This is a genomic window from Vibrio gallicus (genome assembly GCF_024346875.1).
GTDB classification, from domain to species: domain Bacteria; phylum Pseudomonadota; class Gammaproteobacteria; order Enterobacterales; family Vibrionaceae; genus Vibrio; species Vibrio gallicus.
The window spans coordinates 1,159,489-1,175,311 of record NZ_AP024871.1 but is presented as its reverse complement, the minus strand read 5'-3'; the positions used below and the strand labels follow the sequence as shown (position 1 = coordinate 1,175,311).

The 15,823-nt window shown below is 43.4% G+C and carries 15 protein-coding genes and 1 pseudogene; 8 read left to right on the top strand and 8 right to left on the bottom strand.

The genetic code is table 11. The annotated features are described in order from the left end of the window. Positions 1-75 precede the first annotated feature (75 nt). The gene (locus OCU28_RS05465; RefSeq protein ID WP_261817319.1) at positions 76-1,086 is read left to right on the top strand and encodes a helix-turn-helix transcriptional regulator; all 1,011 of its coding nucleotides are present in this window, start codon (positions 76-78) and stop codon (positions 1,084-1,086) included. A 9-nt stretch (positions 1,087-1,095) separates the two neighbouring features. Here the strand turns inward: OCU28_RS05465 and OCU28_RS05460 are convergent, their stop codons facing one another. The 5 genes from OCU28_RS05460 to OCU28_RS05440 all read right to left on the bottom strand — a co-directional run bounded on the left by OCU28_RS05460 (position 1,096) and on the right by OCU28_RS05440 (position 5,054). Next, complete coding sequence (locus OCU28_RS05460; RefSeq protein ID WP_390623800.1) at positions 1,096-2,457, bottom strand: MATE family efflux transporter; 1,362 nt, start codon at positions 2,455-2,457, stop codon at positions 1,096-1,098. Positions 2,458-2,566: 109 nt separating this feature from the next. Next, the gene (locus OCU28_RS05455; RefSeq protein WP_261817318.1) at positions 2,567-2,758 is read right to left on the bottom strand and encodes a YwbE family protein; all 192 of its coding nucleotides are present in this window, start codon (positions 2,756-2,758) and stop codon (positions 2,567-2,569) included. Between the two features lie 44 nt (positions 2,759-2,802). Next, complete coding sequence (locus OCU28_RS05450) at positions 2,803-4,095, bottom strand: DEAD/DEAH box helicase (RefSeq protein WP_261817317.1); 1,293 nt, start codon at positions 4,093-4,095, stop codon at positions 2,803-2,805. Between the two features lie 93 nt (positions 4,096-4,188). Then, a complete protein-coding gene (locus OCU28_RS05445) occupies positions 4,189-4,548 on the bottom strand; it encodes an MmcQ/YjbR family DNA-binding protein (protein ID WP_261817316.1) in 360 nt (119 codons plus the stop codon). Positions 4,549-4,598: 50 nt separating this feature from the next. Further along, complete coding sequence (locus OCU28_RS05440) at positions 4,599-5,054, bottom strand: AAA family ATPase (RefSeq protein WP_261817315.1); 456 nt, start codon at positions 5,052-5,054, stop codon at positions 4,599-4,601. 188 nt (positions 5,055-5,242) lie between these two features. On the opposite strand from OCU28_RS05440, the gene OCU28_RS05435 reads away from it, so the two are divergent. From OCU28_RS05435 to OCU28_RS05420, 4 genes are all read left to right on the top strand, one after another. Then, on the top strand, positions 5,243-5,686 hold the full coding sequence (locus tag OCU28_RS05435; RefSeq protein WP_261817314.1) for a dCMP deaminase family protein: 444 nt from the start codon (positions 5,243-5,245) through the stop codon (positions 5,684-5,686). A 218-nt stretch (positions 5,687-5,904) separates the two neighbouring features. Beyond that, positions 5,905-6,870: a hypothetical protein gene (locus OCU28_RS05430; protein ID WP_261817313.1), complete on the top strand. Its 966-nt coding sequence runs from the start codon at positions 5,905-5,907 to the stop codon at positions 6,868-6,870. A gap of 79 nt (positions 6,871-6,949) precedes the next feature. After that, entirely contained in the window at positions 6,950-8,044 is a 1,095-nt protein-coding gene (locus OCU28_RS05425; protein ID WP_261817312.1) for a DUF4056 domain-containing protein, read from the top strand. Positions 8,045-8,076: 32 nt separating this feature from the next. Then, the gene (locus OCU28_RS05420; protein ID WP_261817311.1) at positions 8,077-9,402 is read left to right on the top strand and encodes an MATE family efflux transporter; all 1,326 of its coding nucleotides are present in this window, start codon (positions 8,077-8,079) and stop codon (positions 9,400-9,402) included. A gap of 26 nt (positions 9,403-9,428) precedes the next feature. Here OCU28_RS05420 and glgC read toward each other — a convergent pair whose 3' ends face one another. Continuing rightward, on the bottom strand, positions 9,429-10,688 hold the full coding sequence (gene glgC, locus OCU28_RS05415; protein WP_261817310.1) for a glucose-1-phosphate adenylyltransferase: 1,260 nt from the start codon (positions 10,686-10,688) through the stop codon (positions 9,429-9,431). 542 nt (positions 10,689-11,230) lie between these two features. On the opposite strand from glgC, the gene OCU28_RS05410 reads away from it, so the two are divergent. Next, on the top strand, positions 11,231-12,409 hold the full coding sequence (locus OCU28_RS05410) for an alpha/beta fold hydrolase (protein WP_261817309.1): 1,179 nt from the start codon (positions 11,231-11,233) through the stop codon (positions 12,407-12,409). Between the two features lie 64 nt (positions 12,410-12,473). On the opposite strand, the gene OCU28_RS05405 is transcribed toward OCU28_RS05410, so the two are convergent. Beyond that, positions 12,474-13,493, bottom strand: a complete 1,020-nt coding sequence (locus tag OCU28_RS05405) for a succinylglutamate desuccinylase (protein ID WP_261817308.1) — start codon at positions 13,491-13,493, stop codon at positions 12,474-12,476. Between the two features lie 65 nt (positions 13,494-13,558). Here OCU28_RS05405 and OCU28_RS05400 point away from each other — a divergent pair, with 65 nt between their 5' ends. Beyond that, positions 13,559-14,218 (top strand): NAD(P)H-binding protein, encoded by a 660-nt coding sequence (locus OCU28_RS05400; RefSeq protein WP_261817307.1) that lies wholly within the window; start codon positions 13,559-13,561, stop codon positions 14,216-14,218. A 24-nt stretch (positions 14,219-14,242) separates the two neighbouring features. On the opposite strand, the gene OCU28_RS05395 is transcribed toward OCU28_RS05400, so the two are convergent. Then, positions 14,243-15,502 carry an RNA-guided endonuclease InsQ/TnpB family protein gene (locus OCU28_RS05395; protein WP_261817306.1) on the bottom strand — a complete coding sequence of 420 codons (1,260 nt, stop codon included), beginning with the start codon at positions 15,500-15,502 and terminating at the stop codon, positions 14,243-14,245. 37 nt (positions 15,503-15,539) lie between these two features. Between OCU28_RS05395 and tnpA the strand changes: the two are divergent. Next, positions 15,540-15,785: pseudogene (gene tnpA / locus OCU28_RS05390) on the top strand (IS200/IS605 family transposase); the annotation flags it as partial. Positions 15,786-15,823: the final 38 nt, after the last annotated feature.

The following is a 15,823-nucleotide window of genomic DNA, read 5'->3' as shown; positions in this document are numbered from 1 at the left end:
TCCTTTTACCCTAGTAACCGTTATATTATGCCTAAGTTAGAGACAAATTATGTCCCTTATTTGGAGAATATAGAGATGTCGAAGAGTTTTGAACGATTTCAAGTAGTATTGCAGAACATTCCATGTGCTCCCGAGCACATCACCAGTACCGAACTGCGACAAATATTGCTAAATAAAGAACTTCTCGACTCCAATCTAGATGAACGTAGCCAACTAAAGACAGTGCAACGGGTTATCAATAAAGTGGTGGCCGATTATCAGTGTGTTGATTTAGATACCAGCAAGCGGCCGCATCAGATAAGTATTGCCCTTGGGCATCAACACCCAATCAATCCCGCGGCAATGAGCAGTGTATTATCCCTGCAAATCATTGAGCACGAAGTGCTTAAGATGTTACCGCCCAATATGCGAAAAGAGGTCTCAAACCTACTAAGCACTGGCAACTCAGAGCAAGATAAACGGGTTTCACTCTGGAAAGAGCGATTTTGCTACGCTCCGATAGAGTTTCAACTAACGCCTCCTGCATTTGAAGAGGTATTTATAGAGCAGATTGAGCGCGCCATCTTAGAGAAACGCTCTCTCAAGATGAAATATAAGAAGCGTGGTAGTAACAGCGCACAGCCCTATCATATTGATCCGTTGGGGTTAACCTTACATGGCAATAGCTTTTACCTGATCGCCACTAAGTTTGATACCGGCGAATATAGAACCTTTGCTATTCACCGCATCAGTGAGCTTAAAAGCAGTTTCTCATCCATCAGCCCACGGCGCACCTTCAATACCAAACAGCATATTGAAGCCAACATCCCCCACTTTTCCGGTGGCGATTGGATTGAGATCCAACTCAAGATAGATAACTATCATGGCCTGCATCTTATCGAAGAGACTAAGCTATCAAACCAGCAACAGATCGTAGAAAAAACCGATACTTATACCGTCATAAAAGCGCAGGTGCGCCAGAGTTTAGGTTTAGAATGGTGGCTAATGAAAAACGCCAATATTGTACAGGTGGTTGAGCCGCAGCATATAAAATTGAAGATTGTTAACAATCTTCAATCAGCCCTTAAGCTATATACACAGTCGTAAGCTCAATATTTAATACATTAGCTGTTTTGCCTTTTTACTATCAAATTCCTTTAAGAATCTTCGCGCTTGGCTGCGCATTGCAGGGATCTTAAGTGCTTGCTCGAAAACAGTAATCGCATATACCCAGAAGATGGATACATCTAGTACCAGTACTGCAAACGCAAATAACGGTATTGCAATCAGCCAGCGAGTCACAAAATTGATATTAAACACTGCCTTGGTTTTACCAAGTGCACGCAGGACCTGCCCATGCACGGTGACATAGCCTTGAATGAGAGGCATCAATATATAGAGCGGCGCAATACTTGCTAATGCCTGATAGGTTACCTGTGAATGGCCTGGATAGAGCTTATCAATAACCAAGCTCAAGATAAAAGAAGCCACACAAACAAGCATCGATACACCAACGGTAACTTTAATACTCAGACTAACATCTGAGTCTAAGGTCTCTAAATTGTTCGAGCCGATAGCCTGAGAAATGGTAATGGCTGAGGATACCGCCCAAGCCACCACAAACTGCGCCAGCGCGGTAAGCCAAGGGGTGATCATGACCACAGCGGCATAGGCTTGTGTAGGTAGGCGCGCATATAAAAGATTATACGTTGCCAGCCCTAACGCCAATACCACCATATTGGCCGCAATCGGGAAGATCTCTTTAAAGTGCAGGCTGATATTTTGACTTATGCCACTCACTAGCTGTTTTAATGGCAGGTTAATAGCGTTTTGGTATTTAAGGCACACGAGTAAGAACAGCATTCTTAGCCCAAGCGCAATAACCGAACCGAGCGCCGCTCCTGCAATCCCCATTCCAACAAAACTGCCAACACCATGAATCAAATAGTATGAAACCACAGCATTAACCGGCATCGTTATCAGGTAGCTAATTAAGGGTATTTTGGTTCTACTCATCGCATTAAATAGAGCAATGGAGACCTGAGATACACCCGTTAACAGCAGCGTATATTTAATAACAGAAAGATAGGCATCAATTTGAGCATAAAGGTCCACATTGTGGCTCAGCAGTTTAATAATTGGCCATTTAAATAGCGTAACTAAACCAAAGAATAACAACGCAAAACAAAGGTTGATGATCATCCCTGACAGAAATGAGCGAGAAATCGCTGAGTTTTTATCTGAACCTACTGCACGCGACAACACATTTTGTGAACCGTTTGCGAGTGCGTTTTGCACTCCGAGCAACAATGCCACTATGGTACTGGCAATCCCCATCGAGGCCAGTGCGCCATCACCTAGAGGGGAAATCAGCAGCGTGTCGATCATTAACATGCCCTGCATCAAAAGCGCATTGATGGCAATCGGCCACGCCATTTTTATGTTCTTTGTAATGTACTGGCTATTTTTGAACAACATAACAGTTCTTTTAATGCTCGCGAAAAGCCGCCTCACCAAGGCAGCTCTTTGCAGTGCTCAATAAAGATTGGCGATGAGACAGGTGAAAATAAAATGCGTATTGTAGGACTTACAATATCTCTTTTACTCGTCCCACATCACCACTTTCTAAACGTACCTTGATGCCGTGCGGATGGTTTGGTGATTTGGTTAAGATATCTTTTACAACACCCTTAGTTAAATTGCCGCTACGTTGATCTTTTTTAAGAACGATATTAACTTCTATTCCACGTTGGATATGTGCGCGCTCGGTTCCGCTCATTGTCTTTTCCCTACTATTTAGACGATAAATGCCAAGATGCTAGATTAAGAATTTCGTAACCAGATATCTAGATCGGACGGTTTTTTGTTCTTACGCTTTTTTTTGCCCGTTCCAGCGGGTTTCGCTTTCGGTTTATTCGCGTCGATCATCTCTTGAGTAATGGTTTCATCTACCTCAAAGCCCGCTACTTGTTCGCGTTCAAGGCGGAACTTATTTTTTTTCTCAATAACCTTAAAGTGATTGATGTCTTCGTAATCCATCAAGGTTAGAGCCAAACCGACCTCTCCAGCACGACCACTTCGACCGATGCGGTGCATATAATCTGCCGGACTACGCGGCAAATCAAAGTTGATCACTACAGGCAGTTTTTCAATATCTAAACCGCGAGCGGCAATATCAGTTGCGATAAGTACATCAATTTCGCCACACTTAAACGCATCTAAGATACGACTGCGATAGCCTTGTCCCTTATCACCATGGAAAACCTCCGCCTCAATACCGCGCCTATACAACTTATCCGCCAAATGCTCACAGCTGTTTTTAGCATTAACAAATACCAGCGCTTGTCGCCATTGATGCTGTTTAATCAAATGCGCCAAGACTGCGGTTTTCTCGCCTTTATTGACATTAAATACCCGCTGTACAAGGGTGCTTTCATCGTCGCTTTGTAGCTGGATTTCCACCGGATCGCTCAGCAATTCTTCGGTTAATAGCTGAACTTGCTCAGGAAATGTTGCGGAGAACAGTAAGGTCTGTTTTTGCTTGGGTAACTTCGCCAATAACTGTGACAGCTCTTCAGTAAACCCAAGGCTCAACATACGATCTGCTTCATCAAGCACTAAGGTTTTCACCCTATCGAGCTTGATAGCATTACTTGAAATTAGATCGAGCAAACGCCCTGGGGTTGCCACCAGAATATCGGTACCACCACGCAATGCTAACATCTGAGTGTTGACTGACACCCCACCAAACACAGCAACGGTTTTGATTTCACCATTAAAATGCGCCGCGTAAGACTTAATATTATCGGCTACTTGCTTTGCCAACTCTCGGGTTGGAACCAGTATCAAATCTGTAACATAGTTACCTTTACTGGTGCTTCCTTTAACCAAACCGTGCTTAGTGAACAGTTGTTGGAGCAAAGGCAGTGCAAAAGCAGCCGTCTTACCTGAGCCTGTATTTGCGCCTGCAATTAAGTCACGCCCTTGCAACACACTTGGAATAACATGCCCTTGGATTGGTGTAGGTTGTTGATAGTCCAGTTCTTTTAGGCGTGCTAAAAGAGGTTTAATTAAGGCAAGTTCAGCAAAGTTGCTAGGGATTGCAGGATTTGTCATAGATTTATAGGCTCAGACTTAAATAGTGGTGCGCATTCTAGCCTATTTGCGGCTATTGAAGTAGTACTATGTCATGCCGTTAAACTGAACATGTTACAGCAAACCCAATTGCGAGCGCTTGCGCTTACTTACTCCCTCGAGCACGATTCGATAAGACTCAGACAGGTAATACTCTAGCTCTTTGTCTAACTCAGCACGGGTGTCCGTCTGCTGAATCCATTTCATGCCACGATTCGCAAAATACGGCGCTGGACGATAACCGTGGCTGTCTTGCAAAAAGTAGTAATTACGATCAGAGGTTTTAAAGGTATATGCGCTATTACCATCTTTTAGTGTAAAGCCTATGGCAAACACCTTACCTGCCACTTTCCATACATGCGAACCGCCCCACTGCATGACATAGCTTGCTCCTGCAAAGCTCTCACAATAGTGATTAAACTGATCATGATTCATCTAATCCTCCTAACTCTGACAACCGATAGAACCTATATTATCTATCATCACTACTGCCAACTAACCGGCAATTGTTGCCAATTACGGCGCATTTTTAGCATAGTTTGCTTTGGTACGTCGTGAATAGAAGGGAATGTTGCCTTGCATTCGATGAACATAATGCTCACCCCCATCGCCTTAGCTAACTTGCGGTAAGGTTCTATTTCCCACAAGCGTACACAGGTATTTGAAACCACCACACAATGCCCTGCTAGCAATAGCCTTTCTACCTCGGCCTGACACCAAGCGTGAGCCTGTGACAATTTACTCACATCAAAGTGATACCTGCCATGTTGGTCTTCAAAATACTGGTCAGTTTCACAATGGTGCAGAGCGTATGTTTTAGCCAGATGGCGTGCAAGTGTCGACTTGCCACTCCCCGGTAGCCCGCGAATCAACACTAAGATCGGGCGCAGGGCGTTGAATTGACAATTGCTCAACTGGTCTATCTGAGTTTGATTTATCATAGTAGGTATCGTGGTAGAAAACTGTTGCCAGTGTAATCAATATCAACTCCAATATCAGCTAACCACGCACATTAAGCTCAATGTCTGTATTTTTTGCATAAAACTCAATAAACTAGAGCGATTCGCTTTTTAATTACAGCGCTAAGGGCCACAACAGCCTATAAATCAATAACTAAAAGGATATTTACATGGTCAATAAGTGGGCTAAACGCTTTAATCAAATGGCAGAGCTGGTCGGTTCTTGGAGCAAAGACCCTTCGACTCAGGTCGGCGCGGTTATCACCAAGCAAAATCGTATTGTATCGGTTGGGTTTAATGGCTATCCACATGGTATTTCCGACAGTGCTGACACCGATGAACGCGATATGAAATATCTCAAAACGCTGCACGCTGAAGAGAATGCCATCCTATTTGCTAAACGTGATCTCGATGATTGCGAAATCTGGGTGACGCACTTTCCTTGTCCCAACTGCGCAGCTAAGATCATTCAAACGGGTATTAAAGCAGTACATTGCCCAGCTCAAGATGAAGATTTCTTATCACGCTGGGGTGATAAAATTCAAGTCAGTGAAGATATGTTCGGACAAGCGGGAGTTAAGGTTGACTGGTTGCCTCTTGACTCGCTAGATTAACCAGCCAAGTTCTGCACATTTATCCCCTCACTATGGGTTGTTCGATTTAAGCTAGATTATATAGCCTACAATCAACAACCCAACGTTTTATCGACCCGTCACCAAAATATTCTATTGATTAATTTCTACTAAATCCGTGTTTTTACTCACTTTTCTATAGATAGCGCTTATACTCAACCATATGCTTAATCTGTTTTCTATAGGCTGTGGATATTTGAATGGAACTCAAACGAATCACTTCTTTTGCTGCGCTAATTAGCGCATCTTTTTCGGCCCCAATTTATGCCAACTCTTTTGAACTTCCGATCTGGAAGTCTGAAGCTGAAGAACGCGGGTATATTTTACCTAAAGCCTTCGGTATCAGTATTGGCTATATGCACGTTGAACAAGGCATCAATGTTAACTCAATTGATCTCAACGGCATTAAAAGTAGCCTTGGCAACCCTGGTACTGGTGGCTATCCTGGATTTGGGTGTAATAACCCAATCACCGGAGACTGTATCATTCCTCCTATTCCTGGTATTCCGGCTGATATTCCCATCAACTCAATCGATGTGGATACCGTAGGTGGATTTCAAGAAAGTGATGTATGGACAGTTCGCGCCGATATGTGGCTATTTCCCTTCTTAAACCTGTACGCTATTGCCGGAAAGATAACCGGCTACTCTGAAACCGACGTCAATGTCACCATTAACTACGGAAATGACCGCACCCTCACCACCCCACAATTGCCATTTCGTATAGACCTAGACGGTAATATGTATGGTGGTGGTTTTGTCGTCGCAGGAGGGTATAAAGAGTGGTTTACCATAATTGATGCCAGCTATACCAAAACCAACCTTACGGTTATCGACGGCGGGATAGACTCTATCGTTGTCACCCCTCGCGTGGGCTTTGACTTTGCCAATTATGGTCACCCTATTCGGGTCTGGATAGGTGGCCAATATCAAAACATTCAACAAACCTTGAAAGGAAATCTAAGCGATATTTTCGGGGCCGGGGTTGCAGCAGCATTGGCTGAAAATGGCGAAGATGCGCAGTTTGTGGTCAAACAAGAGCTTGAATCTGAATGGAACACTGTGCTCGGTTTTAACTACGTAATCAATCCAACCTTTAATATTATTGGTGAATTTGGTTTCGGAGACCGTCAAAGTGCATTTGTTTCGCTAGACACGCGATTCTAGATAAGCAATACAAATAGATGGCTCTAGGCGTGGTGGATAACAAAGCGACTCATCGCTAAAGCCTTATTAAGGATGATATATGAAGTTCAAACCTTTGGTATACGCTTTATCAATTACAAGCTCATTTTCTGCCTTCGCAGTTGAAGCCCCAAGCGGCGTTCGACCTTGTTGCGCCTTTGGCATTAACATGAAATCTGAGCTTGGGGTCGTGCCCGTACCATTTTTCCGAGTCGATAATATTGTCGAACAGAGCGATCTTAAGCAGCACCTATATAATGATGGCAGTCAAGGTGTCGCAAGCAGCCTAATTGGGACGGGTGAAGAAGCCAACGGCCTAATTTATACCGCAAAGGGTGGGATTTTAGATACCGCCCACGTTCGCGATACCGCAGATTATACCTACTATTTATACAACCAAATTAAAGGCAATCTTGGACAAGATAAAACCATCATCCTTACCGATGAGTTGCGTAGCCGAGTCATTCACCTTACGCAACGTGACCTCCCCCTTACTCAAAAAGAGAGACTCGATGTTGAGATTAAACTCAGTGCCATATTGGCTTTTCGTCTCGCCCAATGGCATGAGATTGCACAGTGGTTCGGTTTTACCTCTGTGGCCGGGTTTAAAGAGTACCCTTCGGCATTTTCCCCAGAAGACCTGTACTCCAATATGCTTGGAGCAATAATCGGTATTGAAATACTGCAACGCACTCCCGCTTTGAGTAAAACTGACTATCAACAGGCATTTAGTGCCACATTCCTTGCTAAACTTAAACAGTTAGATGCGCAGCCTCGTGCAAGCACTGAATCTATAATGAATGCCCTTGATAAAAAGTGGTGGGACAGTGATAAACGTCTGCCCAATAAATGGGTAGTAAAGACCCGAGATTATACCCCTCGCTTAACCTTAACCCCTCACTGGGGTAGCAGTGAAGGTCGTATCCCTCTTTCTTTACAAGACTATAAGCAATTCGAATCGTATGGATACCTAACATTAGTTGCATCTAAACACGAAAAGAGTTTTACTGCGCTACCTGACAGCCTCTTGCAACATGAGGTATGGACAGTACAGCAATTTAATGAGATAGCTGAGTTTGCCAAGCAACAAGATGACAAGCATAGCCTTAGTAACAATCAGCTACTCCCAAATTACTCACATTCAATCTCTAACTGATTGAATTTATGACTAATAAAACTTAGAGCACTATGACAAACAATCCACACTCTTCGCTCGCCAAAGAGCTATTTACCATGACATGGCCTATGGTATTTGGCGTACTTTCCTTGATGAGCTTTCAGCTCATCGACAGTGCCTTTATCGCTCAGCTCGGTGTTTTACCTTTGGCGGCGCAAGGCTTTACCTTACCTATCGGCCAGCTCATCATTGGCGTTCAAGTGGGTTTAGGTATCGCAACGACCTCTGTTATATCAATGGCATTGGGTGCAAAGCAAACTGGCTACTCTCGTCAACTGGGAGGCTTGGTACTCGCGCTTGGGGGGGCTGGAACAGGTGTGATCTGCTTGTTGCTCTATTTAGTTCGATACCCGTTATTAAACATGCTTGGTGCAACTGCCGACATCATGCCCATCATAGATACCTATTGGATAGTATGGCTGATAAGTGCCTGGGTTGGCGCCATGCTTTACTTCTTGTATAGCGTGTGCCGCGCCAATGGCAATACGATGTTGCCCGGTATCATGATGGTGATTACCAGCATACTCAACGTGGTATTGGATCCTATCTTCATTTTTTATTTCGATATGGGTATCCATGGTGCTGCCGTTGCAACCATACTCGCCTTTAGTATTGGCGCGCTGTATGTTGTGTATCGAATCAGATTTAAACACTACTACAGCTTTGATTGGTCTAGCTTAAATCTAGTATCCAGTATTCGTTCACTGTTTAATATTATGATGCCCGCAATGACCAGCCAACTTATGCCACCATTAGCGGCGATGCTATCTACTAAGCTGTTGGCAAGCTTTGGCACTGCCGCAGTTGCAGCTTGGGCGCTCGGAAGTCGCTATGAGTTTTTTGCCATTGTCGCTGTCTTAGCGCTGACTATGTCAATGCCCCCTATGATTGGTCGCTATGTTGGTGCACGGCAGGCCGACAAGGTAATCCAACTGGTTAAGATTGCTACCCTTTTTATCCTAGGCTCTCAGCTTGTTATTGCGCTCATCACTTGGCTACTCGCCGGGCATTTATCTACATTGATGACCGCAACTGATAAGGTGGAACGTATCCTTCATTTACACCTGCTGATTGTGCCGTTTAGCTTAGCGCCCCTTGGCGTGTGTATCTTGCTTGTTTCTGTATCTAATGCGTTGGGTAAACCGGTAAAAGCATTGCTGGTATCAAGCCTGCGATTATTTTTATTTTTCCTGCCTTGTCTATATTTAGGCGCACATATCGCTGGGATACATGGCCTCTTTTATGGTGCAGCGATCGGAAACACATGTGCAGGGTTATTTGCATGGGTAACCTATCGAAATACCATAAAAAAATTGCAAAAAAAATGGAGCGCATAGCGCTCCATTCATTTTATTCTTTGTAATTAACGAAAGTTTTCTTCTGTTACCAGAGTGATACCATTCGCCGTGATATCGTAACGTAATGCGTCTTGCTCTGGGTTCTCACCGATAATTGTGCCATCAGGAATGATTGTACCTTCAGCAACAATAACCTTGTTAAGCTGGCAGTTTTTACCAACAACAACGTTCGGCAATAGAATGCTATCCTTGATTGAAGAGAACTCTTCAACACGGCAGTTATAAGAAACCAAGGTATGTTCAACCTCCGCTCCTGAAACAATCGTGCCTGCAGACAGTACAGAATCTACTGCACTACCACGGCGTCCTTCATCATTAAATACGAACTTAGCACCAGGACGTTGCTGTTGCTGAGTAATGGTTGGCCACGCATGGTCATACAGGTCCAACTCAGGATTAGGCGATAGTAGATCCATGTTCGCTGCATAGTACTCGTCTAAGTCACCAACATCGCGCCAATAAGCATTGTGCCCTGGGTGTCTATCGGTAAACACATATCCACTTACATTATAACGCTCTAGCAAGTTTGGAATGATATTGTGTCCAAAGTCATGGTTGTAGTTTGGATCATCAAGCGCATCTGTTAGTTCTTTATCCAATACATCAGTATTAAAGATATAGATACCCATAGACACGAGTGCTTGGCTTGGGTCTTTTGGATGCGGACGTGGGTTCTCAGGCTTTTCGTCAAATTGAACAATACGACCATCTTCGTTAAGTGACATAACACCAAAAGAAGAAGCCTGCTCAATAGGCTTTTTAATACATGCTACCGTTACGTCTGCGCCATTCTCTGCATGGAAGTTAAGCATACGTGAGTAGTCCATTTTATAGATGTGGTCTCCACCTAAAATGAGAACCTGCTGTGCTTTTTGCTTACGGATAATATCAAGGTTTTGATATACCGCATCCGCAGTACCACGATACCAAGCTTCACCAGTACGCTGCTGTGCAGGAATGATACTCACCCCTTCATTCAACGCTGAGTTGGTCATAAAGTTCCAACCCTTTTGCAGGTGATCAATAAGATCGTGCGCCATAAATTGGGTAAGAACACCAACTCGGCGGATACCAGAGTTAACGCAGTTTGAAAGCGTAAAGTCGATAATTTTATATTTACCGCCAAAAGATACTGCAGGTTTTGCAATTTCCTTGGTCAATCCTTTCAGACGGGTACCTTTCCCGCCTGCTAAAACTAGCGCTACAGTGCTACGCACTAGGTTATTACTCGGCAGATGCGAATAATTATTATTATGTTCCGTCATATTCGGGGGCCTCTAACATTGTAAAATTCTAGAAAATAAAATTACTGATAAAGTCGACTATTGAAGTTCTTATCTTTTATCAAGAACCGAGATATTAAATTAATCAGCCGAAATTAATCAGTTCAAAATCACACTTTTTCAATGCACCAATTTAAAGTCTCTGAATATGCGAGCCAAATCACAAATATATTAACAACCTACAGTGCCTATATGAGGGAAAGCACCGCCAAATTGAATATATTCCCACTAAATATGCATATAATTACACTATATCCATGTAACGCGCATAAAGGCTCGTAAATTCATCCATGACACCAATTGGATAAGAATAGATTCTATCTTAGAACAGCCTAAACTTAGAATATAAAGTGCAACAATTTGTTTTTTACATAATAAAAGCAATAACTTATTCATTTTGCATATAATTAACAAATTCTAATTATTGCATTTATAATACTTATGCGATTTATTAATTAATATTTAATATTACGCTGAGTTTCTCTAATTTTGTTTCGCATCGCATTTTCATATAAGGTAGTAGCATGCATATCGTTAAATTCCACCCAATTATTCCATGCGCTCTCTTGCTGTTGACTGCATGCACTTCAGAACCGCAAGACGCACAATATCGCGCCTCTGAAGCTCTGCAGCCTTACCAACAATCGAACTATCAACAATATTTACAACAGACCCAAGACTGGGTAACAACACACCGCGCTTATATCAGCCAAGACCACGACAAGGAACTTAATGCCGTATTACCTTATGAATTAAAACCAGCACATCCTAATGGCAAAGGCATTTTACTGGTACATGGACTGGGAGATTCCCCCTACTCTTATTCAGATATCGCACCAACACTGGCACAACAAGGCTATTTAGTTCGAGTTATTTTATTACCCGGTCACGGTACTCGCGCCGCCGATTTATCACTACCTGAGCTCAATGACTGGCAAAATATCGTTAAGCACAATTACCAGCTACTTTCTAAGCGTGTTGATAAGGTATGGTTAGGCGGTTTTTCAACGGGAGCAAACCTGGTTACAGAGCTTGCATATCAACAAGACAGTATTGAGGGGTTACTGCTATTTGCTCCGGCATTTAAGCCTAAAGACCCACTAGCCAAATTTTCACCTTATGCTAACTGGTTTGTAGACTGGGCAGGTAAAGAAAAAGAAGACAACTACACTCGCTATAATTCACTGCATATGAATGGCGCAGCGGTTTATTATCAAACATCCGTTGCGGTACGTGAGTATATTGAAAGTAATATATATACCAAGCCTACCTTTGTGATGCTTAGCGAGCGCGACGAGACCATAGATGCTCACTATGCCGCAAATGAACTAAGCTCCCAATTTACTAACCCAAATAACGTGATGCTGTGGTTTGGTGATAATCCACCTCAAGATACACGTGTAAGTACATACACTATGGATCTGCCCAAGCAAAAGATTGTCAGCGCATCACACATATCGGTAATGTACTCCCCTAATAACCCAGTTTACAAACGAGATGGCGAGATCCGCCTTTGCTTTAAGCAGCAACCTGAATCTGCGCCAAAAGATTGTAGTGAGGTTGATAGTAGTCAGGTTTGGTATGGCGCATGGGGTGATGGTGATGAGCACACCGTTCGAGCGCGCACTAGCTGGAATCCATACTTCAAACAGAGCATGCAAAAGCTCAAGACATTCTTAGAAACAGCTGATAATTCGAAGTAATTCCCAGCGTATGTTTCGATTTCTCGTCTAGACCATAGGCATTGTTATTGCGTATAACAATGCCTTAGTATTGCCACTGCCCATCCACAAATACAGGCGTACAAGGCGCAACGATTAGTGCCGCCCTCTGCTTTATTTCAACGCTTGGATTCGGAAATACGATAGCTCCATTCTCCACAGGCATTGTAATCGGTTCACTACCATCCCATCCTAACTGCTGTTTGTGGGTAAACTTGGTAAAATTAGGTAGTTCATTTGCAAATGAAAACTCAAACGCTTCCCTTTGACGATAGATAGAGCAAGCCACCTGATAAGCTTGCAAGGTGCCAGTGCCGGACAACGCATCACCTTTTATCAACTCGCGAAGAGCCGTTATAAAGGCGTCCAATTTTCCCATATCATTGTAACCAAACTGTGCCACCTGCCCCAACTCCAGCGTCAGCGCTTGAGCCCCATAAACGGACGAGCTTAACCAACTAAAGGTACTCGAGGCCTCCTCAGACAGAAGTATTGCTTCAACCCCTGATTTTTCCAGAAAATCAATCAGTGAAACCGAGCGCGTTTTAAAGGCGGATTGAGGACTAATGGCAAAGGTATAGTGGATAGATTTTCGAATCGAGCAATGCATATCAAAATGCCACCGACACTCTACCGCCGTGTGTTTAAAGAAGTCTGCCACATCGCATTTAAGCTGCTGTGCAATAGCTAACTCTTTCGAGTCTGGGTAGTCGATATCCGCAAATAGGCGATTGAGGTTCGTCTCCACAAAGCGCTTCTCAATGTGCATTGCCTCAAAATGGGCGATAATCAGTAGTAAGCGGCATTGTGGCTGCCATTTTTGCTGCAAAATATCAGTCGCTAGTTGATCAACTATCTCGATGGGAGCGGTTTCATTACCGTGTACCCCTGAGGATAAAATGATATGTTTGGTTGAGCGAGATACAGAGGCTGGTATTACCTCAAGTACCCCACGGCGCCATAACTTAAGTTGGACACCGTTATCTAATATTACTGTATTTGAAATTGCAGTAACGTCCTGTACTGAATCTTGTAAAAATGAGTGGTGAAACATCACTCCTGCCATGGAACACTCCCTTGGTTATAGCTAGGATGTAGCCATAGTACATTGATAACATGGAAAATATTGCGATGAAGCACAAAAAACATAACCTGATTATCGCCGGCAGTAGTGGGCTTATTGGAGGCCACGCCCTGCAATCTGCCATAGACAGCAATCAATTTGCTGTTATCACAAGCCTTGCACGCAAAACCACGCATCAAATACAAAATATCAAGCATATCATTTCACCAACGCTCGACATCGAAGAGCTTGATACATCGTTCGACTGCGGGCTTATCGCCTTAGGCACGACCAAAAAACAAGCTGGTGGAAACCAAGCCCTATATAAGATCGATCACGACCTGGTCGTTCATGTTGCCAAACAGATGAAAGCCCGTGGTGTTAAACGATTGGCCGTGGTTTCAAGCTTAGGTGCCAGTCCCACTTCTGCCTCACACTATCTCAGATGCAAGGGCGAGATGGAGCAACACATACAAGCTTTGGGGTTTACAGCTTTGCTATTTGTTCGCCCAGGCCCATTAGTTGGACGAAAAACCAATCAGCGCGCCGATGAGATCTGGGTTCAGCGCATGCTATCGCCTTTAAGTCCGTTGCTCATAGGTCCTTTACGTAACATAAAACCAATCCTTGCCAGTGACGTTGCCTGTGCAATGATTGACTATTTAGGTAAACAGGACACCTTGGGCACAATCCATTACTACCGACACAATATGGTACAAAACCCGTGAACTACTCAGCGACAGCATAGCTGATCACTGAGCTTCTAAGGCAGTTAAGCAAACTGCCTTTTCTGTTTCCTCAGCTCCCAAAGACAACTTTGCCAATGCAAAGACTTTCGTTTTAACGCCTGATTTCTGCTGAGTGCTGGTTGATCTAGTCAACCTGACGACAGTTCCATTCGCCATTAAATCAGATTCACCTATCCGTTGTACTGCTATTGCAGAGGAATAGTCTCGATCACTAAAGGTGCCGCAACTAATGCAGGTGAAATGTCTGTCTTTCAACGTCAATCTATGATGTTGACCGCAGTGTGAGCACACACCCGTTGTGCGTTCAAACCGACCAATCTCATGATGTATACCACCTCTCAGCTCAATTTTGTATTTCGCTAAGTCAGATATAAGCCCCATGATGTTGTCAGCAATCATCCTGCCGTTGAATTTTTGCATACCCGCCACATTTAGGTCTTCAAACACTACAATATCGCTTTCGTTGGCTATCCGATGAGCGGTTTTATGTGCGAAGTCCATTCGTTTTCTAGCGATTGAACCGTGAAGATTATTTAGACGGGATTTTGTTTTCTTCCAGCGAGCAGAACCTTTCTTTTTTCTAGAAAGCTGTCGCTGTAATCTAGTTAGTTTCTGCTTTGCTTGTTTTAAGTATTTCGGGTTATCAACCGTTAAACCATTAGATCCGACAACGGTTTGCTTTGAGTTGATGTCGTATCCCGCAATGCTTTTTAGTACCTTCTTCGCTTCGTCACACACCACTTCTTGTGTGAGGCTAACCTCCCACTTCCCGTGTCGGTATTGGACTGTCGCTGTTTTAATTGAGCTAACTAACTTACGGTGCAAGACAATAGGAACAGCCCCAACTTTTGGCAAAGTAATAGTGCCGTTCTCAACTCTAATGCAGTTGTTATTATTTACTGAGCGGTAGCTGTCATTGTGTTGCTTCTTAACTCGATAGCTAACCTTAAACTTTGGGAAGTGTTGGTGGGACTTCTTTGATGTTCCATTTTTTAACGCTGCGTCTAGGTCTCTGGCGACTTGCTGTGCCGCCCCTGAGTCAAGTGCTTTAACCCATGAAAACTCAGGCAACTTCTTAATTTCCTTAATCTTCGAAGCCATTTCATTGTAGAAAGAAAATGTCTTATCGACTTCGTATTGACGCTGATTCTCAGACAACAGGAAGTTCCATAAACCACGGGCATATGAGCCAAACTCGACGAGTTTTAACTCTTGCTGTGGGCTAGGTTTTAACCTGAAATTGTATCTAAGCGTCTTTTTCATATACTGTATATTAATACAGCATATGGAGGTGTCAAGTATGGAGTATCAACGAAATTCGCACTGTAAGTTTCTAATAGCTATTCATCTCATTTTGGTGGTTAAATATAGGAAGAAACTACTCAAAGGAGGGTTAGGCTTGGTGATGAAGAACTCTCTAATGTCACTCTCTCAAAATTCTGAGTTCGAAATTGAGCAAATGGAAGTAGATCAAGATCATTTACATATCTTAATGACTATCTCTCCACGATACTCCATAAGTCAGCACGTTAGAAGAATAAAAAAAGCCCCCAAATTTGGGAGCTTTCCATAAGTTAGCCATAG

Excerpts from the sequence above, each read along its gene's own strand:
- OCU28_RS05465 (WP_261817319.1), top strand. The coding sequence starts at position 76 with ATGTCGAAGAGTTTTGAACGATTTCAAGTAGTATTGCAGAACATTCCA.
- OCU28_RS05460 (WP_390623800.1), bottom strand. The coding sequence starts at position 2,457 with ATGTTGTTCAAAAATAGCCAGTACATTACAAAGAACATAAAAATGGCG.
- OCU28_RS05455 (WP_261817318.1), bottom strand. The coding sequence starts at position 2,758 with ATGAGCGGAACCGAGCGCGCACATATCCAACGTGGAATAGAAGTTAAT.
- OCU28_RS05450 (WP_261817317.1), bottom strand. The coding sequence starts at position 4,095 with ATGACAAATCCTGCAATCCCTAGCAACTTTGCTGAACTTGCCTTAATT.
- OCU28_RS05445 (WP_261817316.1), bottom strand. The coding sequence starts at position 4,548 with ATGAATCATGATCAGTTTAATCACTATTGTGAGAGCTTTGCAGGAGCA.
- OCU28_RS05440 (WP_261817315.1), bottom strand. The coding sequence starts at position 5,054 with ATGATAAATCAAACTCAGATAGACCAGTTGAGCAATTGTCAATTCAAC.
- OCU28_RS05435 (WP_261817314.1), top strand. The coding sequence starts at position 5,243 with ATGGTCAATAAGTGGGCTAAACGCTTTAATCAAATGGCAGAGCTGGTC.
- OCU28_RS05430 (WP_261817313.1), top strand. The coding sequence starts at position 5,905 with ATGGAACTCAAACGAATCACTTCTTTTGCTGCGCTAATTAGCGCATCT.
- OCU28_RS05425 (WP_261817312.1), top strand. The coding sequence starts at position 6,950 with ATGAAGTTCAAACCTTTGGTATACGCTTTATCAATTACAAGCTCATTT.
- OCU28_RS05420 (WP_261817311.1), top strand. The coding sequence starts at position 8,077 with ATGACAAACAATCCACACTCTTCGCTCGCCAAAGAGCTATTTACCATG.
- glgC (WP_261817310.1), bottom strand. The coding sequence starts at position 10,688 with ATGACGGAACATAATAATAATTATTCGCATCTGCCGAGTAATAACCTA.
- OCU28_RS05410 (WP_261817309.1), top strand. The coding sequence starts at position 11,231 with ATGCATATCGTTAAATTCCACCCAATTATTCCATGCGCTCTCTTGCTG.
- OCU28_RS05405 (WP_261817308.1), bottom strand. The coding sequence starts at position 13,493 with ATGGCAGGAGTGATGTTTCACCACTCATTTTTACAAGATTCAGTACAG.
- OCU28_RS05400 (WP_261817307.1), top strand. The coding sequence starts at position 13,559 with ATGAAGCACAAAAAACATAACCTGATTATCGCCGGCAGTAGTGGGCTT.
- OCU28_RS05395 (WP_261817306.1), bottom strand. The coding sequence starts at position 15,502 with ATGAAAAAGACGCTTAGATACAATTTCAGGTTAAAACCTAGCCCACAG.